Below are 24787 nucleotides of genomic sequence, written 5' to 3' on the forward strand. Positions count from 1 at the left end.
TCCCTTCAGGCCGCCAGCACGCGCTCGTGGTTGACCACCATCTTGAGTTCAGCCGGCAGCACCGCTCGCTTCACGCTCAATCCGCGCTGGCTGGTGTCGCGCCGTGCCGGCCGCAGCATGGGCGTGCCGTCCGAGCGGCGAAGGCAGGCCGCCATGGGTGCATGGGCCTTGGCGCCGCGGCGCGTGACCACCGCCAGTTCGCCGTTGGCCAGCTCCACGAAGCTGCCGGGTGGATACAGGCCGAGCACGCGCAGGATGGTCGCGCCGATGGCATCGGGGTAGCCCGACTCGTCCAGGCAGGCATCGCGCGCCGCCACGGTCGCCGAGGTACCAGCCCGTACCTGACGGCGGCTGAGCTTGGCGGTGAAGACGTCCACGCGATGCAGCAGGCTCGCCAGGCGCCGCGCGGGCGGGTCCGCGTCGGGCGCCTCGCCGGCCAGCATGGGGTGGTGGTGGCGCATCACCACCTCCAGCCACAGCGCATCCATGACCCCGGCGGACTGCAGCAGGTCGGCACTTTGCTGCGCATGCACATCCACCTTCTTGCGCTGCTCGGCCGACAAGGCGCTGCTCTGGCGCGCCATGGCGTCTTGCATGCTGTGCATCCCGAGGTTCATGGACAGCGCCGCCATGAAGACCGCGTTGCGCTCGTCGGGCTGCCAGCCGAGCCAGCCCGAGCACAGGTGCGAAACCACCGCGCAATGCAAGGCGTGGTGGGCGCTGTAGTGCTCGATCTCCAGCGCGGCCGTCTGCATCGTCATGTACAGCGCCGCGTCGGCGTCCTGCGCGAGAAGCACCCTCACCCGCTCGGCCATGGCCTCGAAGCGCGCAAGCCAACCGCCGTCGGCCTGGAAGCCCCTCATGAGCAGGTTGAAGTTCATCTTCATGTTTTGCCAGGCTTCCACCAGTTGCTTGGCAGACGCCGATGAACGGAAACCGGCGGGCTCGAGCGCAGGCCCTGGCGCCGCAGGTTCGGTGCGGGACTCGGCAGACTCTGGCGTTGTGCTCATTCCACCCTGTCGATACGCTGGCAACGGCTGCGCATCACTTTAGGTCCAGTCACCGCATATTGCACCCAGCATCGATGCGGGTACCCCTGGCTGGCGCAGGGCCAACGGGCAGCTCAACTCAAGCCAGCTCCGTGCGCCACAGCGAATCCAGTTGCAGGGCATCGGTCTCCAGCAATTCGCCGTGCGGCCACAGGCAGTCGCGCTCCAGGGTAGACAGCCGGTAGCGCAGCTCGTCGCGCGCCATGCTCAGCTCGAACACCTTGCGCGGCGAGTCCTGCGGCTGCGCCATGCACCACAGTCCCATGGAGTTCCAGCCTGCGCGCAGGCGTTGCACGCGTTCAGCCACTTTGCCGGCCACGTCGCGGACCATGCGGGTCGAATCCGCCTCGGCGACCAGCGCCTGGGCCTCCTCGCGAAGCATGCTCAGCTCGGTGTCCATGAGCGCGAGCTGCACGATCAGTTCGGCCTGGGTTTCAGTCACGGCCGCGCGGGCATCCTCGCCGGCTCGTTCCGCCGCCTTGGCGAAGAAGTCCACGCAGGATTCGTCGTATTCGCCGGCCACCATCCGCAGCGCGAAACTCACCCGCGACAGGGGCGCCTCATCGGCGTCGCCCACGCCCAGGGCAGTTTCCGTGGCGGACAGCACCATGCCCAGCGGCGAGATCTGCTCCTGGCGCCGGCGCATGGGGTAGCCGCTGCCATCCAGGCGCTCGTGGTGCTCGCCGATGGCGCGTGCGAGATCGCTGGGGTAGTCGGTCATCGTCGCCAGCAGCAATTCGCCCACGCGAGGATGCGTCACGACGTGTCGGTAGCTGAGCATGTCCAGCGGCTGTCGGCCCTGCAGGTAGGCCGGGTTGACGTACATCTCGCCGATGTCGTGCAGCAGGCCGCCCAGCATCGCCAGGCGCACGGCATAACGCTCGGTGCGTGTCTGCATCTGCAGCGCGCCGGCGAGGGCCATGCCGCGCACCGCGTGCTCGTACACCGCGGGGCGGGTGGCATGGGCGGCGGTCAGCAGCAACTGCACCGCGGGGTGCAGCGGCAGGTGCTCTACCTCCTCGGCCAGGCGAGGCGCCATGGGCTGCAACGCGAGCGCCAGCGGATGCGTGCTGGAAAGGAATTCGGCCAGGCTCTCCTGCAGGACGAACGGCGTGACGCCGTCTTCCGCGCGCAGGCAGGTCTCCAGCGGTTGGCGCAGCCGCCGCTCCTGCAGCCGCTGGTGCAGCGAGTGGGAGACGGGCTGGTCGCGCGCCCAGAGCCGGGAGCCGCGGTCATCGAGGATGTCTCGCGAGGCCACGATGCGCCGCGTGGTGCTGGCGTCAAGGATGGAGGCGAGCGCATGCGGATTCGCGAGCTGAAATACCTGGACGGCAGCACCCATGGGGTCTGGTGGGCTTTCTATGGACAAGACGAGGCCACCGGACGACTGGCCTGCACATCGCGAACTCCCTTAAGGCAGGAATTGTGCACAGAGCGCACAAATCAGCCATCTGTAAGCTTTGACAGTTGCTCCGGTATTCAGCCCGTGCGGGTCCCGGCGGGTCTGGCCCCACCAGGGTTTGTTCACAGGCGCCGCGGCAGGCGGCGCGGTATCGTCATCGGCATGATGCGTTTCGTCTTCGCCTGGGTCTGGCGCGCGCGATGGTCATGCGTGCTGCTTGCGCTGGCCGCAGCACAGGCAGCCGCGCAAGACCCCCTGCGCATCGGCCGCAACGCAGGGCCGTCGGCCATGCTCGCCGACGGCAGCGAGCAGGTGCTCAAGACGGCGTATGCCCGCCTGGGCGTGAGCACGAAGTTTGAGGAATACCCACTGCTGCGCTCGCTGGTCCTGGCCGATGCCGGCATGATCGACGGCGACAACATGCGCATCGTCGAGGTGACGGCGCAATACCCCAACCTCGTGCGGGTCGATGTGCCCGTCAATCACGTCGAGATCACCGCCTATGCCCTGGCGCCCTGCCCGCACCTCAAGGACTGGACGGACCTGGATGGCAAGCGCGTGGGCCACATCCGCGGCGTGCTCGCGGTCGAACGCCGCCTGGGCCGCGCGGTGCCGGTGGCTGCCGACAACATGAGCGACCTCTTCCGCATGCTCGAGAAAGGCATGGTCGACGTGGCCGTGGGCACCGGCCGCGAAACCGACGGCGAAATGCGCCGCCGCAACGACAAGCGCTTGTGCAAGGTGAACGGCGTGCTCGAACGCGTGCCGCTGTACCACCACCTGAACAAGAAGCACGCGGCGCTGGCGGCCAGGCTCACGGAAGAACTTCGGCAGATGCAGGCGCGAGGGGAGATCGAGGAGATCCTCAAGCGCGTGAACGCCGGCGGGCGGTAGGTGCCTTGTCTTACAAGCCCTGCGCGATCGCGAACAAGCCCTGCACCACCTGCGCCATGCGGAAGTAGTCCAGTTTGTCCCAGGTGTCGCCCGCGAGGTGGTAGTTCGGGTTGCGCATGAAGGACGTGTCCGTGACCATCAGCGCCGGCATGCCGCGGTTCCAGTAGCTCAGGTGGTCCGAGAAATCGATCCCGGTGACCAGCGGCGTGACGCTGATCGAATGAACCGGCAGGCTGCCCGCCCCGGCCATCAGTGCCTTGGCGCGGCGCATCAACGCGAAGTCAGAGAACTTGCCCACCAGCGCGATGAAATCGCCGCGGTCGGTGTAAAGCCGTGACATGGCCGGCACCGGGAACGCCTGGCTGCCGGGCTTGTCGCTGAAGAAGCCGATCATCTCCACCGCCACCATCAGCCGGCATTCGCGGCCGGATTCAGCCAGCGCCCGCGCATGCCATGCGCTGCCCATGTTTTCGGTGCGGAAATGCGGCGGCTCTTCCAAGGTATACGCCACGAGCTCGACCGCCTGGGCGGGAGGCTTGGCGGCCAGCAGCCGAGCCAGCTCGATCAGGCCCGCCACGCCGCTGGCGTTGTCATCCGCCCCGGGCGTGTGCGTGTCGGTTGACGGGGCGTGCTGGCCTTCAACGGCATCGCCGTGCGAGTCGTAGTGCGCGCCGAACACGGTCACCGGGCCGGTGCGAGGGCCAAAGCGGGCCACGATGTTCCGGTATCGCACCTCGTCCACGGTGACGGGCTGCACGCTCACATCGGCGCCGGTTTTTCGCAGTTCGTCTTCGACGTACTGGGCGGCACGATCGAGCTTGTCGTACTGGTCGGCGCTGCGCGGGTACAGGTCCACCGACAGATGCTTCACATGCGCCTGCAGCCGCCTTGGATCGACCGCCGGCGACTGGGTTGCCACCGGTGTGACGAAAGGCTGCACGACCAGCCACAGCGCCGCCACCGCCAAGGCGAGCGCAACAGCGACGACGATCAGCCCGGTGCGCAGCGTCCGCCGCAGCACCTCCTTCATGCCGGATGTCGCGGTGCTGCCGGCGCGCTGCAGCCCATGGACTGCCCCAGGCCCTTGAGGTACGCACGCCGGATGGTGCCCGCGGCGATGGCGGCTGCGACCTCGCGCGAGTACCGTTCGGCGCCCGAGAGCTTGCGCACCCAGCCGCGGAAGGGAATGACGTTCTCCGCCGTGCTGCGCAAGGCGCCCACCGCCGCATTGCCGGCCGCGCCCGTTCCGCGCTCGACCAGGCTGGGGTTGTTGGGCGACGCCGGTGTGTCCAGGTCAGGGCCGAGGGCCGCGTCCAGCGCCTGCACGTCGGCCGTGATGCCCGGGCAGGTGGCTTGCGGCGGTGCGGCATAGGGCGCCTTCTCCGCTGCGAGCAGCGCCGCGGGGATGTCCGCCCGCACGAGGTTGAGGTCGTTCAGCGGCGTGGCCACGGCCTGGGTCACCTGGGCCCCGGGGTCGTTCTTGCTGGCGCTCGATGTGGCCGGCGCACTGGCCGATCCCCCCGGCGCCGCAGTGCCGGAGGTCGTCTCCTGAGTGGCGCAGGCGCTGAGCACGGCCGCAGCCAGCAGGGTGAGGCAGGTGGTCTTCATGAGCGTGTCCCCCGGATTCGTTGGTTGGTATGGTGGACGCTGGCCAGGCGTCGATGGCAGCAGGCAGGCCTCAGTAGCGTTCGATCTTGTCGGTCTTGCGCTGGGGCGGATCGTACGGCGTCGGCCACCAGTCGGTGATTCGCGCGATGAGCCCGTCGCGCATCTCGAACAGGCTGATGCCGGTTTCCGCTGCGTCGTCCACCCGGAAATCGACGACCGACATGCCCTTGGCGCCCTGGTCGAACAGCTCGGTGACGGTGGCTGTCCAGTTTCCCGGGTAGGTCTGGTTGAACTCCACGTAGTTCGCCCGGCCCCGCAGCCGCTCGCGGGTCTGGGGCACCTCGTAGATCACCTCGTCGTGCAGCAGGCGGCCGAAGCCGTCCCAGTCGCGCGCGTTGGCGGTCCGCCAGAAGGCCTCGATCAGCTCTCCAGCGCGCATCAGACCTTCTTCACCGGGTGGCCGTTGTCGATCTTCACCAGATCGCCGGACTTCAGGTCCGGATTGGCCTTGGCCTCGTAGCGCTTCTTCGTGCCGTCCTTGAAGGTCACGGTGGTGACCCAGACGGTGTACTTCTTCATGTTCTTCTCGACCTCGTTGCCGGCCAGGCCGCCACCCACGGCGCCCAGCACCGTCAGGGCCGTCTTGCCCGAGCCGCCGCCCAGCTGGTGCCCCACCACGCCGCCGGCCACCGCGCCGCCCACGGCACCCACGCCGCTGGCCTTGCCCTTGCGCGTCTCGGTGTGGGCGTTGGACACGACGCCGCAGCCATCGCACAGGCTGGAGAGCTTGACGCCGGCGACGGTCTTGTCCTGGTCGGCCTGGGTCTTGGCGGTGTCGGCGGCCATGGCGGGCGCTGCCAGGGCGATGAGGGAAACGGAACAAGCGATGGCACTGAGCATGCGCTTCATGGTGGAACTCCTGAAATGGTCTGCTGCGACCGCGATCGGTCGAAGCTGCAAGCTTGCCACATCGGCACCCGCCTGTGATTCAATCGCGGCCGCAGTTCGAACCAACACCGACATCCCTGGAGACATCATGACCGCCATCCAAGCCCTGCTAGGCTTCACTGCCTGGACCCTGCTGCTCGTGATCACCGTGTTCCTCTACCGCGGCGTTCGCTTCCTGGGCGGCACGCCCATCAACAGCTGGCCGCGCTCGGAGAAGCGCGAGGACGACATGCCGCTCATCCGCCGCATCGCCGACGCGCATTCGAACTGCCTGGAGAACCTGCCGGTGTTCGCCGCCATCGTGTTCGTGGCCGCGCAGATGAACCGGCTGGACGCCATCGCCGCCTTCGCGCCCTGGGTGCTGTATGCCCGCCTCGGCCAGACACTGGCCCACCTGTCGGGCACCGGCCAGCCCAACGTGTTCGTGCGGGCGAGCTTCTGGGCAGTGCAGCTCGTGATGTTCGTCGTGATGATGGTGGTGCTGGCGCGCGGCTGATTCGCGCCTGCCGCCGCCCCGGGGGACAATCGCGCGATGTCCTCCCCGAAGTCCCTTCGCGTCCTGGCGCTCATCCCGCCCATGACGCAGCTGAACACGCCCTACCCGTCCACCGCCTATCTCACAGGCTTCCTGCGCACCCGCAGGGTGGACGCGGTGCAGGAGGACCTCGCCCTGGCGCTGGTGCTGCGGCTGTTCAGCAAAGCGGGTCTGGCGCATATCCGTGAATGCATTGCAGCAACGCCTGTCGACAAGCGCTCTCATCGTGTGCAGGCCTTCGACGCGCAGTTCGATCGCTACGCCGCCACCATCGGGCCGGTCATCGCCTTCCTGCAGGGGCGCGATTCGACCATCGGCCACCGCATCACCACCCGCAGCTTCCTGCCTGAAGGGCCGCGTTTCGAGTCGCTGGACGTCTACGTCGACGAAGACGGCGGCGACCCGCTGGCCTGGGCCTTCGGTGCCCTGGGCATGCAGGACCGCGCACGGCACCTGGCCACGCTCTACCTCAACGACATCGCCGACGTGCTGCGCGATGCGGTGGACCCGCGCTTCGAGTTCGTCCGGTACGCGGAGTCGCTGGCGCAGAGCCAGCCGACATTCGATCCCCTGGCCGAGGCCCTCGCGGCGCCGCCCAACCTGGTGGACGAGACGCTCAAGGCACTGACCCTGAAGGCCATCGAGAAGCACCAGCCCGACCTCGTGCTCGTCTCCGTGCCCTTCCCCGGCTCGGTGTACGCAGCCTTCCGCATCGCCCAGACCATCAAGGCGCACTCACCCGGCATCACCACCGCGCTGGGCGGCGGCTTCGTGAACACCGAACTGCGCGAGCTGACCGAGCCGCGCGTGTTCGACCACTTCGACTTCGTCACGCTCGACGATGGCGAGCGGCCGCTGCTCGCCCTGCTGGAGCACCTGCGCGGCGAACGTTCGCAAAGCCGCCTGGTGCGCAGCTTCGTGCGCACGGCCGAGGGCGAGGTGCGCTACATCAACTCCAACGTGGGCGAGCCCGACATCGCCTTCGAGGAGGTCGGCGCCCCCACATGGGACGGCCTGCCGCTGAACGACTACCTGTCGCTGCTGGACATGCTCAACCCCATGCACCGGCTGTGGTCCGACGGACGCTGGAACAAGCTCACCGTGGCTCACGGCTGCTACTGGAAGAAGTGCAGCTTCTGCGATGTCTCGCTGGACTACATCTCGCGCTACGAAGGCGCGTCAGCCGCCACGCTGGCCGACCGCATCGAGAAGATCATCGACGAGACCGGGCAGACAGGCTTTCATTTCGTCGACGAAGCCGCGCCACCCAAGGCCTTGCGTGCGCTGGCGGCGGAGCTGGATCGGCGCAACCTCTCCATCTCGTGGTGGGGCAACATCCGCTTCGAGAAGTCCTTCACCCCGCAGCTGTGCCAGGAGCTGGCCGACAGCGGCTGCATCGCGATCTCCGGCGGGCTGGAGGTGGCGTCCGATCGGCTGCTGCAGTTGATGAAGAAAGGCGTGTCGGTCGAGCAGGTGGCGCGGGTGACGCGCTCATTCACCGACGCCGGCATCCTCGTGCATGCCTACCTGATGTACGGCTTCCCGACCCAGACCGTGCAGGACACGGTGGATGCGCTGGAGTACGTGCGGCAGCTCTTCGAGCAAGGCTGCATCCAGTCGGGCTTCTTCCACCGGTTCGCCTGCACGGTGCATTCACCGGTGGGCAAAAACCCCGAGGAGTACGGCGTCACGCTGCAGCCTCTGCCGCCGGTGAGCTTTGCGAAGAACGACATCGGGTTCTTCGACCCCACGGGCACCGACCACGACGCGATGGGCGCGGCGCTGAAGAAGGCGCTGTACAACTACATGCACGGCATCGGGCTGGAGGCGGACGTGCGCAGCTGGTTCCAGGGCAAGGTGCCGCGCACGACGGTGCCGAGGCATTTCATTGCCAAGGCACTGTCTCGCGCCTAGATCGGCTTACCAGCTATCACTACGGGTGACGGGTTCCCAACGGCCGCCGCGCGCTTTGTACACGCTGACAACGCCGTAGTACTGCTCTCCATCCGCCTTGAAGCGCATGTTGTTGGTCACCGGCGCCAGCGCGTCGATGCGCTTGAGCTCCTCCAGCACCTTCTTCGGGTCCGCCGTGCCGCCACGCTGCATGGCCGCGGCCAGCACGTACACGGCGTCATAGGCATAGTGCGCCCCGTACACCGGGTCGCCCTTGAACGCCTCGCGGAACTTGGCCAGGAACTGCGGCCCGGCCACGAATTCGCGGGCCTCGATGATCGGCGAGGTCGAGTACACCGCCTTGATGCCGTCCACCGCCTGCGGCAGCTTGTCGGTCTTGATGGTGTCGCCGCCCACGATCTGCATCTCGTTCATGCCGGCCTGGACCAGTTGCTTGATGAGCGCGGCCACCTGGAAGTCGGCCAGCGTCGTGACGAACACGTCCACGTTGCCCGCCTTCAGCTCGGGCACCAGCTTGGAGAAATCGGTGGTCTTGTCGTCCAGGCTGGCGCGCACCACCAACTCCTTCTTGTTCTTCTTCATCTCGGCGGCCGCCAGGTCGGCCAGGCCCTTGCCGTAGGGGGTGTTGTCGTCCACCACCGCGAAGCGCTTGCCCTCGATCTGCGTGGCGGCATACGACCCCAGGGCCTTGGACTGCAGCGCATCGTTGGCCACCAGGCGCAGCGTGGTGGGCAGGTTGAGCTGGGTGTATTCGGGCTTGGTGGAGATGGCCAGCTGCGCGATGCCTGCCTCGGCATACACCGGCGCCGCGGCGATGCTCACGCCGGAATTCAGGTGCCCGATCACGGCCACCACGTTCGCATCCACCAGTGTCTTGGCCACGGCCTTGCCGGTGTCGGCGTTGGATCGGTCGTCCACGCTCACGACCTCCAGCTTCACCGTCTTGCCGTCGATCTTGAAGCCCCGGGTGTTGAGCTCGTCCACGGCCAGCTGAACGCCGTTCTTCATGTCGGCCCCCAGGGCGGCCAGCGGGCCGGACATGGGCTGGGCCACGCCGATCTTCACGGTGTCGGGCACCCGGGAGCATCCCCCGAGAAGCACGGACGATGCGACGGTGATGGCTGCAAGAACGACTCGGCGGCTGGTCATGCGGAACCCCTTCACGGACGGTTTGTAGTGGGGCGAGTATGCGGATCGCACATCCGAATCGGGTACAGGGTTTGGCCCTTGAATGTGAGCTTTGAACGGTTGTGAGCATGAGATTCGGAATGAACGTCATGCATCGTGATCATGGTCTCGAAGCGCCATCCTTTCGCACGGACGGACGCACAATCCGGCCCATGCCCTCGTCCAGCGCCCTCGCACGCATCCGCCTTCGCCACCTGCAGTGCTTCCAGGCCATCGTGCGCTCCGGCACGCTGGGCGGCGCGGCGCAGGCGCTGTCCATCACGCAGCCGGCGGTCACCAAGACCATCAATGAGCTGGAGGAGATCCTGGGCACGCGGCTGTTCGAGCGCGGCCGGCGCGGCGCCACGCTGACGCCCGAGGCGCAGGTCTTCATGCTGCATGCCAACGCCAGCCTGGATGCGCTGGGCCGGGCGGTGGACAGCATCGTCGAGGGCCCGCGCGAACCGCACCTCACGGTGGGCGTGCTGCCCACGCTGGCGCCCGCCTTCATCCCGGCGGTGCTGCGGCGCTTCGAAGGCATGCGGCCCACGGCGCGGCTGCGGGTCATCTCCGGCCGAAACAAGACGCTGATCGACGCGCTGCGCAACCGCGAGATGGACGTGGTGATCGGCCGCCTCTCGGACCCGGACGTGATGCAGGGCGTGACCTTCGAGCAGCTCTTCGCCGAGCCGATGGTGATCGTGCTGCGAAAGGGCCACCCCTTCGCGACGAAGTTCGCGCGCCGCAAGGTGGCAATGTCGGCCCTGGGCGAATACGGCTTCGTGCTGCCGCCGGAGGCGACCATCATCCGGCAGATGGCCGACGGCTTCATGCTGCGCCACGGCATCGTGCCGCAGGGCGTGACGGTGGACACGCTGGAGACCTCGCTGGCCCGCGGCCTGGTGATGCATGCGGACCATGCCTGGTTCACCCCCATCGGCTGCGCCCAGCCCGACCTGGACAGTGGCGCGATGGTTCAGTTGCCCGCTGTCATCACGCCCGACGAGCCGGTGGGCGTCATGCTGCGCAACGATGCCCTGCCGACCGCGGCGGTGCAGGCGCTGGTGCAGGCCGCACGCGAGGAAGCCAAGACACGAGGCGCCAGAAAGCCCACTCGCCGCCGCTGACGGCCCGACCCAAACCATTGGTTATGGATAGGCATCGAAGATTTCAATTTACATGAGCATTGGTGAACCCTAAAGTCGCCTCCACCTTGACGAGGAGACAGCGATGACCCGTGCGCCCCAGCCCGGCGATGAGTTCCTGATGCGCGACACCGCGTCGCACCCGCCGGCCCTGGCGCCGGCCTACAAGACCAGCGTCCTGCGCAGCCCGCGCAACGCCCTCATTTCGCTGCAGCAGTCGCTGTCGGAGGTCACGGGGCCAGTGTTCAGCGCCGACGAACTGGGCCCGCTGGACAACGACCTCATCCGCAACGGCGCCAAGGCCGGCCTGCCCATCGGCGAGCGGCTCATCGTCCACGGCTTCGTGCGCGACCAGTTCGGCCGCCCGGTCAAGAACGCGCTGGTGGAGGTCTGGCAGGCCAATGCCAGCGGGCGCTACCGCCACAAGAAGGACACCTACATCGGCGCGCTGGACCCGAACTTCGGCGGCTGCGGCCGCATGCTCACCGACGAGAACGGCTACTACGTCTTTCGCACCATCAAGCCCGGGCCCTACCCCTGGCGCAACCGCATCAACGACTGGCGGCCCTCCCACATCCACGTGGCCATCTCGGGCGACGGCTGGGTGCAGCGGCTGATCACGCAGATGTACTTCGAGGGCGACCCGCTCATCTCACGCTGCCCCATCCTGCAGACCATTCCCAGCGACGAGCAGGTGCGCGGTTTGATCGCGCAGCAGGACGTCTCCGGCTTCGTGCCGCTGGACAGCCGCGCCTACCGCTTCGACATCGTGCTGCGCGGCCAGCGCGCCACCTACTTCGAGAACCGCGTGCAGGGAGAAGTGAAATGAGCGAACTGCTGAGGGAAACCGCTTCGCAGACGGCCGGTCCGTACGTGCACATCGGCCTGGCGCCGCGTGCCGCGGGCTTCGAGATCTTCGAGAACAACTTCGGGCCGGTGCTGGTCTCGCCGCAGACGCAGGGCGAGCGCATCCGCATCGAAGGCAAGGTGTTCGACGGCAGCGGCACGCCCTTGCGCGACGTGCTGCTGGAGATCTGGCAGGCCAACGCGCAGGGCAAGTACAACCACCCGGGCGACCGGCAGGCGGGCAAGGCGGTGGATCCGTCCTTCCGCGGCTGGGGCCGGGCCTGCAGCGACTTCGAGACCGGGCTCTACAGCTTCGAGACCATCAAGCCCGGCGCCGTCACCGGACGCGACGGGCGGGTGATGGCGCCGCACATCAACGTGTGGATCGTGGCGCGCGGCATCAACATAGGACTGAACACCCGGCTGTACTTCAGCGACGAGGCCGCGGCCAACGCGAAAGACCCGGTCATCAACCTCATCGAGTGGGAAGTGCGGCGCAAGACGCTCATCGCCCAGCGCGAGGAGCGGCCCGACGGCACGGTGTACCGCTTCGACATCCGCCTGCAAGGCGAAAACGAAACCGTCTTCTTCGACATCTGAAACCCGGAGACCCGCGATGTTCCCGAAGAACGCCTGGTACGTGGCCTGCACGCCCGACGAGATCGACGGCAAGCCGCTGGGCCGCAAGGTGTGCAACGAGGCGATGGTGATCTACCGCGGCCCCGAAGGCCAGGTCGCCGCGCTGGAGGACTTCTGCCCGCACCGCGGCGCGCCCTTGTCGCTGGGCCGCTGCGTGAACGGCAAGCTGGTGTGCGGCTACCACGGGCTGGAGATGGGCTGCGACGGCAAGACCGTCGCGATGCCCGGCCAGCGCGTGCGCGGCTTTCCGGCGATCCGCACCTATCCGGCGGTTGAGCGCCACGGTTTCATCTGGGTGTGGCCCGGCGATGCGGCCAAGGCCGACCCGGCGCAGATCCATCACCTGCACTGGGCCGAGAACCCCGAGTGGGCCTATGGCGGCGGGCTGTACCACATCCACTGCGACTACCGGCTGATGATCGACAACCTGATGGACCTCACGCACGAGACCTACGTGCATGCGAACTCCATCGGGCAGAAGGAAATCGACGAGGCCGCGCCGACCACGAAGAGCGAAGGCGACGAGGTCGTCACCAGCCGCTTCATGCAGGGCATCATCGCGCCGCCCTTCTGGCAGATGGCCCTGCGCGGCAACGGCCTGCCGGACGACCAACCGGTGGACCGCTGGCAGATCTGCCGCTTCTCGCCGCCCAGCCACGTGATGATCGAAGTCGGCGTGGCGCTCGCAGGCCACGGCGGCTACGAAGCGCCGGCGGACAAGAAGGCATCGAGCATCGTGGTGGACTTCATCACGCCCGAGACCGAAACCTCCATCTGGTACTTCTGGGGCATGGCACGGCACTTCAAGCCGGAGGATGCGGCGCTCACCGCCAGCATCCGCGAAGGCCAGGGCAAGATCTTCAGCGAAGACCTGGAGATGCTGGAGCGGCAGCAGAAGAACCTGCTGGCGCACCCCGAACGCAACCTGCTCAAGCTCAACATCGATGCCGGCGGCGTGCAGTCGCGGCGCGTGCTGGAGCGGTTGCTGGCGGCCGAGCAGGCTGCCGAATGAGCACCGGAGCGCCATCGCTGAAAGTGCGCGTCCAGTCGCGCACGGTGGAAGCGCAGGACATCGTCAGCTTCGAGCTCGTGTCGGCCGACGGCAAGCCGCTGCCGGCGTTCTCCGCCGGCTCGCACATCGACGTGCCGGCGGCGCCGGGCATCACCCGGCAGTACTCGCTGTGCAACGAACCCGGCGAGCCCGACCGCTACCAGATCGCCGTGCTGCGCGAGCCGTCCTCGCGCGGCGGGTCGGCCGGCATGCACGAGCGGCTGAAGGTGGGCGACGTGATCGAGATCAGCGCGCCACGCAACCACTTCCCGCTGGCCCACGAGGCGGCGAAGAGCCTGCTGCTGGCCGGCGGCATCGGCGTCACGCCCATCCTGTGCATGGCCGAGCGGCTGTCGGCGGTGGGCGCGGAGTTCGAGATGCACTACTGCACGCGGTCGAAGGAACGCATGGCCTTCGCCGATCGCATCGGGCGCTCGCGCTTCGCGGACCGCGTTCGCTTCCACTTCGACGATGGGCCTGCGGACCAGAAGCTGGACATCCCTGCCCTGCTGGCCGCGCCCCAGGCCGGAACGCACCTCTACGTCTGCGGCCCCAAGGGCTTCATGGACGCCGTGCTCAACACCGCGCGCGAGCGCGGCTGGCCGGCATCGCAGCTGCATTGCGAGTACTTCTCCGCCGAGGTGACGCACTCCGCCAGCGACCAGACCTTCGAGGTGCAGATCGCCAGCACGGGCCAGATCATCATCGTGCCCAGCGACAAGACCGTCGTGCAGGCGCTCACCGAAGCCGGCGTGGAGGTGCAGACCTCCTGCGAGCAAGGCGTGTGCGGCACCTGCCTCACGCGCGTGCTCGAAGGCATGCCGGATCACAAGGACATGTACCTCACGCCGGAGGAGCAGGCGGTGAACGACCAGTTCACGCCGTGCTGCTCACGCGCGAAAAGCGCAAGGCTGATCCTGGACTTGTAGGCCCGCCTGCCGGCGGCCGTTCCGACGCCACGGCAGACGAAGCACAAAATATCAAGACGCCACGCGAGGCGATGCATAAGCTGCGGACCTTCTTCACCCCAGGAGCCTGCAGCATGGATGCCCCGACCGCCTCGCCTTCCCCCCGCCTCGCCGATTCCCGCCAGACATGGGAGACCTACACCGCCGCCTGGAAGCCCGAGAACCTGGCACGGCGGCGCGGCCTCTTCGAGCTGACGCTGAGCCGGGACTGCGAGTACCGCGACCCCCTGGTGCATGCCATCGGCTGGGACGCGCTGGACAACTACATGCAGGACTTCCAGCGCCAGGTTCCCGGCGGCCATTTCGTCACCACGTGGTTCGTCGCCCACCACGATCGCAGCGTCGCGAAATGGGAGATGCGCGGCGCCGATGGCAGCGTGCTCGGCCACGGCGTGAGCTATGCTGAATACGCCGATGATGGCAAGCTGCGCGCCATGAACGGCTTCTTCGACACGCCATGACCCCTGCCCCGGCGAGCCAGGGCGTGCCGCTGGACTACCTGGCCTGCGTGCGCCGCGGCATCGACCACATCGAGCGCCATCTGGACGACGAGATCGCGCTGGCCGATGTCGGACGCGCCGCCGGGCTGAGCCAATGGCATTTCCAGCGCATCTTCAAGGCCCTGACCAACGAGACGCTGAAGACCTACATCCGCTCCCGCCGGTTGGCCTGCGCTCTGGCGGCCCTGCGCGATCCGCAGGCCCGCATCATCGACATTGCACTGGCGGCGGGCTTCGAAAGCCAGGAGAGCTTCACCCGGGCCTTTCGCAAGGTCTACCGCATGACGCCGGGCCAGTACCGCCGCATCGGGTCTCGCAGCCTGTTCCCGGCCAAGCCGGAATTCAATGCGGACTACCTGCAGCACCTGCACCAGGGCGTGTCGCTGACGCCCAGCCTGCAGCACTGGCCCGCACAGCGCGTCGTCGGCTTGCACACACGCTTCTTCGGCGTCGATTCGGACAAGAACAACCTGGCCCACAAACTGCCGCCCTTGTGGGACGCATTCCTCGCCCGGATGGGCGACATCGGTGGCCGCGTGCCAGGGCCGGGCCGCGTGGCGTACGGCCTGCTGCGCCCCGTTGACGACGAGTCCGACCAATTACACTACGTGGCCTGCGTGCCGGTGACCGGCGATGCGGACGTGCCGGCCGGCATGGTGTCGCTGAGCTTGCCGGCAGCGTCCCATGCCCGCTTCATCCACCGCGGACCGGTATCCACACTCGACCACACGGTGAACTACGCGTACTCAAGCTGGCTGCTCGGCAGCGGCCATCAGCACGACGGCGGCTGGGACGTCGAGGTCTACGGCGAGCAATACCATCCCACCGATCCCGGCTCGGTGATTCACTACGCCATGCCGATCAATTCAGCGCAGACCACACCCGCTGCGCAATGAAACCGAACCGCAGGGTCAGAGCACCGTTCTCCCCAGCCCCCGGTTGTCTTCCACCGACACCGGATGCCCCAGTTGGCGAAACCACGTCGCCCAGTTCTCCACCACCGTCTTGTCGGGGTGCCACGGGCCGAACGCGAAGGTGTCGCGTTGCCGGCGCGCAGTCTTGGAGAAAACGACTCGCCAGAGAATCATGGGGGTACTGCTTGGGAAATACGCCGGATGACAGCCGGCGACCTCCGGAATTATCGGAAAGCCCGCACGTTCGTTAGCGTGAATGCATCACGCTCGGCGCCCTGCCCCCCTCACGGACGTGCGGTCTTCGTCTGCACACTCAATGCATGCGGACTTCCCCATGGTCGCCGCGATGCTTCACCGGCTCGCCGGTCACGGCGGCGCGGGCCATGTCCCACAGCTGGACCAGCTTGCTGGCCTTCACGTCCCAGTAGTTCGCGTGGCTGATGCGCACGCGGACCAGCGCGCAGTCGGGGTCGTCCACGCCGTCCTTGAAGTAGGCCTCGTTCAGCTTGGACCACAGGCGCCGCTTGACCGCCATGTCTTCCACCAGCCGCGCCTTGCCGGACACCGAGACGTAGGCGTCCTTGCCCGGGTCGGCGTAGGTCACGTTCACCTCCTCGGACTGCTCCAGGTCGTGCACCGGGTCGCCGGCGCGCGACATGAAGAACCACAGGCTGTCGTCCTCGTCGATGGCCTTGTTCTGGGTGGTCATGGGGCGCGAGTGCAGGTGGCCGTTGTCGTGCCGCGTGGTGAACATGCCAAAGCGCATGTCCTTGATGAGATCCCAGAGTTTTTCTCTTTGGCTGGCGTCGTGGTCGCTCATGCGGGCTCCTTGAATGTCGGCGCGGGATTGCGCCGCTGCCCCTGTCGAGCAAGGCCCATTCCCCACGAATATCACGTTCGCACCGTGTAGTTCTTTCACTCGCATGAAGTTCTTCGCGAAGAAGACGAAAAAAGTCTCGTGAACCAGGGAACAAGCGCAACTACACGTAGTCGGAATCCGCCATGTGCGCGTTGGCTCTAGCACGCGCGCAAGCCCTGTTGTCGTTTTTTCACTCCCGCACCGCCATGCTCAGAACTGCAGTACTCGCCTTGTTCATCGGCCTTGGATCCGCGGCGGTCCATGCCGCGCCGCTCTCGCTGCCGGACATCGAGTCCGCCCATGCGCTGGTAATGGACGAGGAAAGCGGCGAGGTGCTGCTGGAGAAGGACGCCGACACCGCAGCACCCATCGCGTCGATGACCAAGCTGATGACGGCCATGGTGGTGCTGGACGCGAAGCTGCCGCCCTACGACGTGATCCGCATCGACCGGGCGGACCTGGACACCCTCAAGCACACCCACTCCGGCGTGCCGGTGGGCGCGGTGCTCCCGCGCCGCACCCTCATCGAGATCGCGCTGATGTCTTCGGACAACCACGCCGCCGCCGCGCTGGCGCGCACCTACCCGGGCGGCATGCCGGCCTTCCTCGCGGCCACGCAAAAGAAGATCACCGAGCTGAAGCTGGAGAACACCGGCCTCGTGGAGCCCACGGGCCTGTCGCCCGAGAACCATGCGACGGCGCACGACATGGCCAAGATCCTGCGCGCGGCGTCGTCCTACCCCGAGATCGTCGAAGCCACCAGCCAGTCCAGCAGCCGCATCGCGGTGAACGGCCGCGGCCGGATGTTCCACAACACCAACAAGTTCGTGGGCCAGCCGGGCTGGGACATCTCGGTGTCCAAGACGGGCTTCACCAATGAAGCCGGCCGCTGCCTGAGCATGCGGCTGGAGGCCGCGGGCCGCAAGCTGCTGGTGGTGCTCATGGGCGCGATGGCCGGCTCCGAGCGGGCGGTGGACGTGCTCAACATCCATCGCATGGTGGCAGGCGACGTACCCGCACCGATGGTGCAGCCCGTGAGGGCCGTGCGATCGGTCACCAGCAAGCGGCCGCAGCACCGCGTCTGAGAACGCCTCAGGCCGGCCGGATCACCAGGCCGGCGGCCCGCATCTGGGCCAGCCATTCGTTCGGGTCGGCGGTCTTGTCCACGCACAGGTCGAAGCCGGCCTGCTTCGCGTGGTCGCGCCAGGCGTCGTTGAGGGACACGCCGCTCATCATCACGATCACCATGTCGCCGGGCGGATGCGAGGCGCGCAACTGCTTGGCCGCATCCACGCCCGACAGGCGCGGCATGTGCAGGTCCAGCAGCACGTAGCGCGGCTTCCATTCGTTGGCCACCGCCACGGCGGCCTCGCCGTCGGAGACGGTGCGCACCTCATAGCCTTCCACGCGCAGCAGCGCCACGATGGACTGCTGCACGAGTTCGCTGTCGTCGGCCACGAGCACACGGGCGCCCCGGTCGTGCGGCAGTGCCGACGGATCCGCCAAGGCGGGTGCCATGAACGGGCCGGCCGGCGCGCTCGCAGGCGCATCGCGCAATCCGCGTCCGATGGCCTGCAGGCGATCGATCATCCCGACCAGCTCGACGATCTGCCGATCCATGATCTCGCGCGCCCGCTCCTTCGTCGCGTCGGCCACGGTGGGCCGCTTCAGCAACTCCAGCGCGGTGCGCAGCGGCGCCAGCGGATTGCGCATGTCGTGTGCCAGCCGGGCCAGGTCCTCGCCACGTCGCCGATCGCTCGCCACCTGCGCGCTCACGTCGACGAACTGCAGCGTCCAGCCGCCGCGGACCACGGGCGACACGCGCAGGCTGAAGCTTCGCTCGCCCAGCACCAGCGGCGCAGCCAGCGTCTGCGCCTCGCCGGTCGCCATGGCGTCGTGGATGGCCTCGCTCGATGCGGCCAGCACGGGCGCCGCATCGAGCAACCCGCGCCCGATGATCAGCTCGCAGTCCAGCCCCAGCATGTCCTGCACGGCGCTGTTGCAATGCACCACGCAACCGGCGGCATCCAGCGCCATGAAGCCATCGATCAGGCTGTCCAGCCAAAGGTGTTCGTTGCTCACAGGCCCGGACTGTGCCACAGCGTAACGGGCATGAAAAAGCGGCGCCGTGGCGCCGCTTCGTCGTAGGGATTTTGGAGGAGGTCAGGCCACTGCCAGCCCCGCGCAGCGTTCGGCCATCACGGTTCCGGGATCCACCATGCCACGCTCGAGTTCCAGCATGGTCACGCGATCGATCTGCACGAAACGTTCGCCACCGTGGGTGCTCAGGCCGACGACCGGACGCATGTCGGCATCGCTGGCAAGAACCACGCGGGCGTCGCCGCAATCGAGAAGAGTCTGCTGGATGGTGATGGCGTTCATGCTCGGGGGAGAATGTGTCCTCGGTGCAGTGAATGTATCCAATCGAAACATCAGTTTGAAGGGCCGAAGATGCCGCTCGCGAATCGAAAGAGACCCAGTGTGAGGAAGTTCGCGATCCGCTCCGGCCTGGTGCTGGCAGGAGCGATGTTCGCCGCCTTGGCGCATGCCCAGGCGGTGGCGGTTGCACAGGAAGTCGACACCATCGCCGAGCGCACGCGCCCGTGCACCGCCTGCCACGGCAAGGAAGGCCGCGCCACGCCGGATGGCTACTTTCCGCGCATCGCCGGCAAGCCTGCCGGCTATCTCTACAACCAGCTCGTGAACTTCCGAGAAGGCCGGCGCCAGAACGGGCCGATGACCTACCTCGTGCAGCACATGTCCGATGCCTACCTGCGCGAGATCGCGGCGCACTTCTCGTCGCTGGACCTGCCGTATCCGCCCTCGCCCCAGTTGCCGTTGCCGGCCGAGGTGCTTCAGCGTGGCGAGACGCTTGCGCTTCAAGGCGACGCACAACGCAAGGTGCCTGCCTGCGTGCAGTGCCACGGCTCGGCGCTGACCGGCGTGTCGCCTGCCATGCCGGGCCTGCTGGGCCTGCCGCGCGACTATGTGATCAGCCAGTTCGGCGCCTGGCGCACTGGCCAGCGCAAGGCGGCACAACCGGACTGCATGGCGCAGGTCACGCAACGCCTGGCGCCGCAGGACATCGCGGCCGTCGCCGGCTGGCTGTCCACTCGCCCGCTGCCCACGCCGGCCAAGCCGGCGAGCAGCATCGCGATGCCGCTGCCGATGGATTGCGGAAGCGGGCCCACGCGATGAGCACACGCCGCATCAAGATCCTGGCCGCGGTGCTCGGCACGCTGCTGATGCTTGCCGCCATCGTGGCCGCGCTCAACTTGCGCGACGAGGTGGACGTGAACTCGCCGCCCGCGTGGAAGCCCACGCCCGAGCTCGCGCAGCGCGGCGCCTACCTCGCGCTGGCCGGCAACTGCGCCGCCTGCCACACCGCGCGTGGCGGCGCGGCGTACGCGGGGGGCCTCGGCATCGACACGCCGTTCGGCACGGTCTTCGCCAGCAACATCACGCCGGACCCCGACACCGGCATCGGCCGGTGGACTGCCGCCGAGTTCTACCGCGCCATGCACAACGGCCGCTCGCGCGATGGGCACCTGCTGTATCCGGCCTTCCCGTATCCCAACTTCACGCAGGTCACGCGCGAAGACAGCGACGCACTCTTCGCCTGGCTGCAAAGCCAGCCGCCGGTGAAGCAGGCGAACGCGCCGCACACGCTGCGTTTTCCGTACAACACGCAGGCCTCGCTGGCCGTGTGGCGTGCGATGTTCTTCGACCCGGGCAACTACCGCGCCGATGCGGGCAGGAGCGCGCAGTGGAACCGCGGCTCCTACCTCGTGCGCGGCCTGGGCCATTGCAATGCCTGCCATGCCAGCCGCAACATCTTCGGCGCCACCAGCGAAAGGCTGGAACTGAGCGGTGGGCTCATCCCGATGCAGAAGTGGTATGCGCCGGCTCTCACCTCGTCGCGCGAGGCCGGCGTCGCGCAATGGGAGACGGCGCACGTCGTCGCCCTGCTGCGCGACGGCATCTCGCCGCGCGCATCGGTGATGGGCCCCATGGCCGAGGTCGTGTACCGCAGCACGCAGCATCTCTCGGCCCACGACCTGGAGGCGATTGCCGTGTTCCTGAAGTCCTTGCCGCAGGCGCACGACTCGGCCCCCGCCGTCAAGCCGCTGGACCTCAGCTTGCTGAGCGAAGGCTCGAAGATCTACGAAAAGCACTGCGAGCAATGCCATGGCGACAAGGGGCAAGGCGTGAGCGGCGCCTACCCGGCCCTGGCCGGCAACCGCGCCGTGACCATGGGCAATCCGGCCAACCTCGTTCGCGCCGTGGTGAGCGGCGGCTACCCACCGACCACCATGGGGAACCCGCGCCCCTTCGGCATGCCGCCATTCGGGCAGGCGCTGGACGACAGCCAGATCGCCGCCGTGCTGAGCTACGTGCGGGCCTCGTGGGGCAATCAGGCACCGGCGGTCAGCACGCTGGAGGTGCTGCAGTTCCGGTGACGCCGCACGGCTGAAATTCCGGCGGCAACATCGACAACAAAAAAGGCCGGCAGTGCCGGCCTTTGCTCATGCAGCGTCAGTGCGCCGGTCAACGGCGGCTGCTCTGGTCTCGGTCGCGGCTGGAGTCCTGGTCCATGTTGGAGCCGGACTTGCGATCGCTGTCGCTTTGCTGCTGGCGGCTCTGGTTGCCCGCCGAGCTGCGGTCGCTCTGCTGTTGGCGATTGCGGCCGCTTTGCTGCTCGTTCTGCGCCTGGCTGCGATCCTGGTCGCGCTGCTGGCTGCTCTGGTTGCGGGCTTCCTGGCCCTGCTCCTGCTGGTCATTGCGCTGTTGGTTGGCCATCTTCTGACTCCTGTTTCAAGAGCCGGCAACATCGCCGGACATCCCGTTGCAGCAACGCGTATGCCCAACAGTGCGCGTGCCGCACCGCGTCAGTGCTCGGTTCTCACCTCTTCGGGTGATGGAAATTCTGCAGCACTGACCTGCTGCTGCAGCTTTCGCACGTGGTATTCGCGGGTGCGCTCGGCCGCGGCCAGTTGCTCTTTCGAGAGGCGAAAGCTCGTATTCCACGAGGGGGCATCGCTTGGCTTGGCGGCGAGCCCATCGGACATTTCGGGGCGGTCAGTCATCGTTTCCTCCGTGAACAGTTGGGGGTCTTTGAGCAAACGCCGTGCCGCGAGCGGCCTGCGTTTCACATCGCGCAGCCGTCACGCCGAGGTCATGCAAAACGAAGACATTCGGCCCACCTTTCTTTCAACTTCAAACACTCAGAGGAGTCTCATGTTCAAACCTGCACTGGCGGCCCTGGCCGCACTGCTGGCCTGCGCCGCGCATGCCACGCCCATCGTGGCCGACGGCAGCTGGAACACCTTCGACGTGGATCCGTTCTCCGCCACCTCCGGCGGCCTGGAGTGGATCGCGCTCGACGGCTCGGCCATCAGCTTCGACATCACGCTGGCCGGCCCTGCACAGTTCAAGGTCATCGACGGCGGCTTCGCAGGAGATCGTTTCGAAGTGTTCGACAACGGCGTGTCGCTGGGCCTCACCACGCTGGGCGGCAGCACTTACCCCGTGAGCACCGGCCTGGACTTCGACGCCGCCTGGGCGAACGCTTCCTACAGCCGCGGCGTGTTCTCGCTGGGTGCGGGCGCGCACAGCATCACCGGCGTGCTCGTAGACTCCGCGCTGGATGCCGCCGGCGCACGCCTAGACGCGACGGTCGGTGCCGTGTCCATCACACCCGTTCCCGAACCCACCACCCTCGCGCTGATGCTCGCGGGGCTCACCGGCCTCGCATTCGTCGCGCGCCGCCGCGCATGAACCACAGAACCATCGCTGAAAAAATCATCATGGCAATCAAGCACCTCATGAGCGGCGCGGCGCTCGCGCTGATGGCGGCCTGCGCCCATTCGGGCACGGTCAACGTCAAGATCATCGGCCTCAACGACTTCCACGGGAACCTGCAGTCGCCCGGCAACTTCAAGGGCAGCGCGGCCTCGGCCAACGTGCCTGCGGGCGGCGCGGACGTGCTGGCCGCCTACGTGGCCCAGCTCAAGGCCCAGAACCCCAACAACGCGGTGGTGGCCGCCGGCGACCTGATCGGCGCCAGCCCGCTCATCTCCGCGCTCTTCCACGACGAGCCCACCATCGAGGCGATGAACCGCATCGGCCTCGAATTCAACGCCGTGGGCAACCACGAGTTCGACGAAGGCAAGACCGAGCTCAAGCGCATGCAAGGCGGCGGCTGCCATCCAACCGACCCCAACAGCTGCAAGGGCGCAAGCGTGGGCACGCCGGTGCCCTTCGAAGGCGCGAAGTTCAAGTACCTGGCCGCCAACGTGTTCGACACGGCCACCGGCGCCACGGTGTTCCCGCCCTACGGCATCAAGACCTTCAGCGGCGTGCGCGTGGCCTTCATCGGCATGACGCTCAAGGCGACGCCCACCATCGTCACGCCTTCGGGCGTGGCCGGCCTGCGCTTCGACGACGAAGCCGCCACGGTGAACGCGCTGGTGCCCAAGCTGCGCGCCCGCGGCGTCGAGGCCATCGTGGTGCTGGTGCACCAGGGCGGATTCCAGACCCTGCCGCCCAGCCCGGTGGACATCAACGGCTGCGCGGGCGACCTCGCCGGTTCGGACATCGCTGCCATCGTGAGCCAGCTCGACAACGCGGTGGACCTGGTGATCTCCGGCCACACCCATGCGGCCTACAACTGCAAGCTTCCCAACGCCACCGGCCGCAAGATCCCGGTGACCAGCGCCAATGCCTTCGGCCGCGTGCTCAGCGACATCGACATGACGCTGGACACCACCACCGGTGACGTCGTGAGCGTGTCCGCGACCAACCGCGTGGTGGACCGCAGCGCCGCCGGCGTGGCCCCGGTGCCCGCCATCAAGACGCTGGTGGACAACTACAGCGCCCTGGTCTCGCCCATCGCCAACCAGGTCATCGGCTCGATCGCCTCCGATGCGCTCAACACGAGAAACGCATCGTGCGCCATGCCCGGCGGCGAGCTGATTGCGGACTCTCAGCTCAAGGCCACGCAGCCGGCCAGCTTCGGCGGTGCGCAGATCGCATTCATGAACGCGGGCGGCGTGCGCAACCCCGGCTTCGTGTACAGCCAGATCAGCGGCAGCGAAGGCCCCGGCGAGATCACCTACGGCGAAGCCTTCACGGTGCAGCCCTTCGGCAACAGCCTGGTCACGATGACGCTCACCGCGCAGCAGATCAAGGACGTGCTGGAGCAGCAGTTCGCCGGTTGCATGGGCCAGGCCGCCACGCGCGTGATGCTGCCTTCGGCCGGCTTCGCCTACACCTGGAACGGCGACGCTGCGCTGTGCAGCCGCATCGTCGACGTGAAGCTCACCACCGGCAGCAGCATCGACCAGATCGTGACCGCAGGCGTGGTGAACAACCCGACCAAGACCTACCGCGTGACGGTCAACAACTTCCTGTCCACCGGCGGCGATGGCTTCACCGTGCTGCTGGGCGGCAAGGACCTGCTGGGCGGCGCCCAGGACATCGACGCGCTGGTCGACTTCATGGCTGGCACCAAGAGCCCCAACCCGCCTTACGACCCGAACAGCCCGCTGCTGGGCAAGCCCCGCATCCAGCGCCTGGACGCGGGTGCCAGCTGCCCGCCGTGATGGCGTGAGAAGGAAGGATCAGCCGCAGGGCTGGTCCTGGATGACGTTGGGAAGCAGCGTCTCATAAAGCTCCTCGGCGCCCATGCCCGGCTTGACCGGCATGGGCGTTTTCATGGGAGCGAGCACGCGCAAGGCCTGCGGGTCGTCGCCCTCGGCGATGAGGCGGCCCGCGGTGTCGAAGACGAGCATGGCCGATGTGCCCACCACCGACGAGGCGGAGAAGCGTGCATGGTCCCCGTCGGTACCACTGGTGAGCAGCCCTGGCACGAGGCGCGGCCTGCCGGCGGCGGGCACCAGGGCGAAAGCCTGGCGGCCGGGAATGAAGCGGCCGGTCTCGATGCCCGCGGCGCGCAGCGTCGCCGTGCATCCCTTGCGGTCCTTGACCAGGCGGGTCAGCGCGGTGCGCAAGTGTTCATCCCGCGGCCGTTCCTTCAAGGCCTGCAACAGGCGCGACATGGCCGAGTCGGCCTGCCCCATACGGTCTTCGATCATCACCAGCCAAGCCAGTGCTTCCATCGAATCCGGGTGCTCGCCCGACGTGAGGTGTGCATAGGACAGGGCAGCGCGGACCTCCCCGGCCTGCCAGTGCCGCTGGACCTGGGCCAGGTCCTGGACGAGGTCGTCGTCGGCATGCGCCAGGGTGCACGCCAATGCCAAGGCCCACGCGGGCCAGGAAATCGTTCTGTAAGCCATGCATGGAGTGTCACCCGTTCGCATGACACCCACCCGCCTTCCGGCAGGCAC

General features: G+C 67.5%; 29 protein-coding genes. 15 read left to right on the top strand and 14 right to left on the bottom strand.

Annotated features, from left to right (window positions below; genetic code table 11):
* Window positions 1–5: 5 nt before the first annotated feature.
* On the bottom strand, window positions 6–1010 hold the full coding sequence (locus DZC73_RS26270) for an HD-GYP domain-containing protein (RefSeq protein WP_124543341.1): 1005 nt from the start codon (window positions 1008–1010) through the stop codon (window positions 6–8).
* A gap of 118 nt (window positions 1011–1128) precedes the next feature.
* Entirely contained in the window at window positions 1129–2391 is a 1263-nt protein-coding gene (locus DZC73_RS26275; protein ID WP_124543342.1) for an HD-GYP domain-containing protein, read from the bottom strand.
* Between the two features lie 222 nt (window positions 2392–2613).
* Here DZC73_RS26275 and DZC73_RS29825 point away from each other — a divergent pair, with 222 nt between their 5' ends.
* Window positions 2614–3345, top strand: a complete 732-nt coding sequence (locus tag DZC73_RS29825) for a substrate-binding periplasmic protein (RefSeq protein WP_161974751.1) — start codon at window positions 2614–2616, stop codon at window positions 3343–3345.
* 10 nt (window positions 3346–3355) lie between these two features.
* Here DZC73_RS29825 and DZC73_RS26285 read toward each other — a convergent pair whose 3' ends face one another.
* The 4 genes from DZC73_RS26285 to DZC73_RS26300 form a co-directional block, all read right to left on the bottom strand.
* Window positions 3356–4375: a M28 family peptidase gene (locus DZC73_RS26285; protein WP_124543344.1), complete on the bottom strand. Its 1020-nt coding sequence runs from the start codon at window positions 4373–4375 to the stop codon at window positions 3356–3358.
* Window positions 4372–4953: a hypothetical protein gene (locus tag DZC73_RS26290; RefSeq protein ID WP_124543345.1), complete on the bottom strand. Its 582-nt coding sequence runs from the start codon at window positions 4951–4953 to the stop codon at window positions 4372–4374. The genes DZC73_RS26285 and DZC73_RS26290 overlap by 4 nt, the downstream gene beginning before the upstream one ends.
* Window positions 4954–5023: 70 nt before the next feature.
* Window positions 5024–5392 (bottom strand): nuclear transport factor 2 family protein, encoded by a 369-nt coding sequence (locus DZC73_RS26295; RefSeq protein ID WP_124543346.1) that lies wholly within the window; start codon window positions 5390–5392, stop codon window positions 5024–5026.
* Window positions 5392–5862, bottom strand: a complete 471-nt coding sequence (locus tag DZC73_RS26300) for a glycine zipper 2TM domain-containing protein (protein ID WP_235835290.1) — start codon at window positions 5860–5862, stop codon at window positions 5392–5394. Before DZC73_RS26300 ends, DZC73_RS26295 begins: the two co-directional genes overlap by 1 nt.
* A 127-nt stretch (window positions 5863–5989) precedes the next feature.
* On the opposite strand from DZC73_RS26300, the gene DZC73_RS26305 reads away from it, so the two are divergent.
* The gene (locus DZC73_RS26305; protein WP_161974752.1) at window positions 5990–6397 is read left to right on the top strand and encodes an MAPEG family protein; all 408 of its coding nucleotides are present in this window, start codon (window positions 5990–5992) and stop codon (window positions 6395–6397) included.
* Window positions 6398–6433: 36 nt separating this feature from the next.
* Window positions 6434–8350 (top strand): B12-binding domain-containing radical SAM protein, encoded by a 1917-nt coding sequence (locus DZC73_RS26310; RefSeq protein WP_124543349.1) that lies wholly within the window; start codon window positions 6434–6436, stop codon window positions 8348–8350.
* A 6-nt stretch (window positions 8351–8356) separates the two neighbouring features.
* Here DZC73_RS26310 and DZC73_RS26315 read toward each other — a convergent pair whose 3' ends face one another.
* Window positions 8357–9499, bottom strand: a complete 1143-nt coding sequence (locus DZC73_RS26315) for a branched-chain amino acid ABC transporter substrate-binding protein (RefSeq protein ID WP_124543350.1) — start codon at window positions 9497–9499, stop codon at window positions 8357–8359.
* Between the two features lie 191 nt (window positions 9500–9690).
* Here DZC73_RS26315 and DZC73_RS26320 point away from each other — a divergent pair, with 191 nt between their 5' ends.
* The 7 genes from DZC73_RS26320 to DZC73_RS26350 all read left to right on the top strand — a co-directional run bounded on the left by DZC73_RS26320 (window position 9691) and on the right by DZC73_RS26350 (window position 15562).
* Window positions 9691–10644: a LysR substrate-binding domain-containing protein gene (locus tag DZC73_RS26320; RefSeq protein WP_161974753.1), complete on the top strand. Its 954-nt coding sequence runs from the start codon at window positions 9691–9693 to the stop codon at window positions 10642–10644.
* 103 nt (window positions 10645–10747) lie between these two features.
* Window positions 10748–11491: a protocatechuate 3,4-dioxygenase subunit beta gene (pcaH, locus tag DZC73_RS26325; protein ID WP_124543352.1), complete on the top strand. Its 744-nt coding sequence runs from the start codon at window positions 10748–10750 to the stop codon at window positions 11489–11491.
* Window positions 11488–12108 carry a protocatechuate 3,4-dioxygenase subunit alpha gene (gene pcaG, locus DZC73_RS26330; protein ID WP_124543353.1) on the top strand — a complete coding sequence of 207 codons (621 nt, stop codon included), beginning with the start codon at window positions 11488–11490 and terminating at the stop codon, window positions 12106–12108. Before pcaH ends, pcaG begins: the two co-directional genes overlap by 4 nt.
* 16 nt (window positions 12109–12124) lie before the next feature.
* On the top strand, window positions 12125–13159 hold the full coding sequence (locus tag DZC73_RS26335) for an aromatic ring-hydroxylating oxygenase subunit alpha (protein WP_124543354.1): 1035 nt from the start codon (window positions 12125–12127) through the stop codon (window positions 13157–13159).
* The gene (locus tag DZC73_RS26340) at window positions 13156–14127 is read left to right on the top strand and encodes a PDR/VanB family oxidoreductase (protein ID WP_124543355.1); all 972 of its coding nucleotides are present in this window, start codon (window positions 13156–13158) and stop codon (window positions 14125–14127) included. The genes DZC73_RS26335 and DZC73_RS26340 overlap by 4 nt, the downstream gene beginning before the upstream one ends.
* 113 nt (window positions 14128–14240) lie before the next feature.
* A complete protein-coding gene (locus tag DZC73_RS26345) occupies window positions 14241–14627 on the top strand; it encodes a nuclear transport factor 2 family protein (protein ID WP_124543356.1) in 387 nt (128 codons plus the stop codon).
* Window positions 14624–15562 carry an AraC family transcriptional regulator gene (locus DZC73_RS26350; protein ID WP_235835291.1) on the top strand — a complete coding sequence of 313 codons (939 nt, stop codon included), beginning with the start codon at window positions 14624–14626 and terminating at the stop codon, window positions 15560–15562. Before DZC73_RS26345 ends, DZC73_RS26350 begins: the two co-directional genes overlap by 4 nt.
* A gap of 15 nt (window positions 15563–15577) precedes the next feature.
* Here the strand turns inward: DZC73_RS26350 and DZC73_RS29830 are convergent, their stop codons facing one another.
* Window positions 15578–15754 carry a hypothetical protein gene (locus tag DZC73_RS29830; RefSeq protein WP_161974754.1) on the bottom strand — a complete coding sequence of 59 codons (177 nt, stop codon included), beginning with the start codon at window positions 15752–15754 and terminating at the stop codon, window positions 15578–15580.
* Window positions 15755–15893: 139 nt separating this feature from the next.
* Window positions 15894–16400, bottom strand: coding sequence for a pyridoxamine 5'-phosphate oxidase family protein (locus DZC73_RS26355; RefSeq protein WP_124543357.1), 507 nt, complete (start codon window positions 16398–16400; stop codon window positions 15894–15896).
* A gap of 269 nt (window positions 16401–16669) precedes the next feature.
* Here DZC73_RS26355 and DZC73_RS26360 point away from each other — a divergent pair, with 269 nt between their 5' ends.
* A complete protein-coding gene (locus DZC73_RS26360) occupies window positions 16670–17524 on the top strand; it encodes a D-alanyl-D-alanine carboxypeptidase family protein (protein ID WP_161974755.1) in 855 nt (284 codons plus the stop codon).
* Window positions 17525–17531: 7 nt separating this feature from the next.
* Here DZC73_RS26360 and DZC73_RS26365 read toward each other — a convergent pair whose 3' ends face one another.
* Together DZC73_RS26365 and DZC73_RS26370 are read right to left on the bottom strand one after the other, a co-directional pair.
* The gene (locus DZC73_RS26365) at window positions 17532–18521 is read right to left on the bottom strand and encodes an ATP-binding response regulator (RefSeq protein WP_124543359.1); all 990 of its coding nucleotides are present in this window, start codon (window positions 18519–18521) and stop codon (window positions 17532–17534) included.
* A gap of 81 nt (window positions 18522–18602) precedes the next feature.
* Window positions 18603–18821, bottom strand: a complete 219-nt coding sequence (locus tag DZC73_RS26370; protein WP_124543360.1) for a hypothetical protein — start codon at window positions 18819–18821, stop codon at window positions 18603–18605.
* 144 nt (window positions 18822–18965) lie between these two features.
* Between DZC73_RS26370 and DZC73_RS26375 the strand changes: the two genes are divergently transcribed.
* Both DZC73_RS26375 and DZC73_RS26380 read left to right on the top strand, forming a co-directional pair.
* Window positions 18966–19637 (top strand): c-type cytochrome, encoded by a 672-nt coding sequence (locus DZC73_RS26375; RefSeq protein ID WP_124543402.1) that lies wholly within the window; start codon window positions 18966–18968, stop codon window positions 19635–19637.
* Entirely contained in the window at window positions 19634–20899 is a 1266-nt protein-coding gene (locus tag DZC73_RS26380) for a c-type cytochrome (protein WP_124543361.1), read from the top strand. Before DZC73_RS26375 ends, DZC73_RS26380 begins: the two co-directional genes overlap by 4 nt.
* An 88-nt stretch (window positions 20900–20987) precedes the next feature.
* Here the strand turns inward: DZC73_RS26380 and DZC73_RS26385 are convergent, their stop codons facing one another.
* Both DZC73_RS26385 and DZC73_RS29835 read right to left on the bottom strand, forming a co-directional pair.
* A complete protein-coding gene (locus tag DZC73_RS26385) occupies window positions 20988–21239 on the bottom strand; it encodes a hypothetical protein (RefSeq protein WP_124543362.1) in 252 nt (83 codons plus the stop codon).
* A gap of 89 nt (window positions 21240–21328) precedes the next feature.
* Window positions 21329–21526, bottom strand: coding sequence for a hypothetical protein (locus DZC73_RS29835; protein WP_161974756.1), 198 nt, complete (start codon window positions 21524–21526; stop codon window positions 21329–21331).
* 151 nt (window positions 21527–21677) lie between these two features.
* Here DZC73_RS29835 and DZC73_RS29840 point away from each other — a divergent pair, with 151 nt between their 5' ends.
* Both DZC73_RS29840 and DZC73_RS26395 read left to right on the top strand, forming a co-directional pair.
* Window positions 21678–22217, top strand: a complete 540-nt coding sequence (locus tag DZC73_RS29840) for a PEP-CTERM sorting domain-containing protein (RefSeq protein ID WP_161974757.1) — start codon at window positions 21678–21680, stop codon at window positions 22215–22217.
* Window positions 22218–22246: 29 nt separating this feature from the next.
* Window positions 22247–24043 (top strand): bifunctional metallophosphatase/5'-nucleotidase, encoded by a 1797-nt coding sequence (locus DZC73_RS26395; protein WP_124543364.1) that lies wholly within the window; start codon window positions 22247–22249, stop codon window positions 24041–24043.
* An 18-nt stretch (window positions 24044–24061) separates the two neighbouring features.
* On the opposite strand, the gene DZC73_RS26400 is transcribed toward DZC73_RS26395, so the two are convergent.
* Window positions 24062–24736, bottom strand: coding sequence for a tetratricopeptide repeat protein (locus DZC73_RS26400; RefSeq protein WP_124543365.1), 675 nt, complete (start codon window positions 24734–24736; stop codon window positions 24062–24064).
* Window positions 24737–24787: the final 51 nt, after the last annotated feature.

The sequence above is a fragment of the Rhizobacter terrae genome, assembly GCF_003852895.1.
GTDB classification, from domain to species: domain Bacteria; phylum Pseudomonadota; class Gammaproteobacteria; order Burkholderiales; family Burkholderiaceae_C; genus Albitalea; species Albitalea terrae.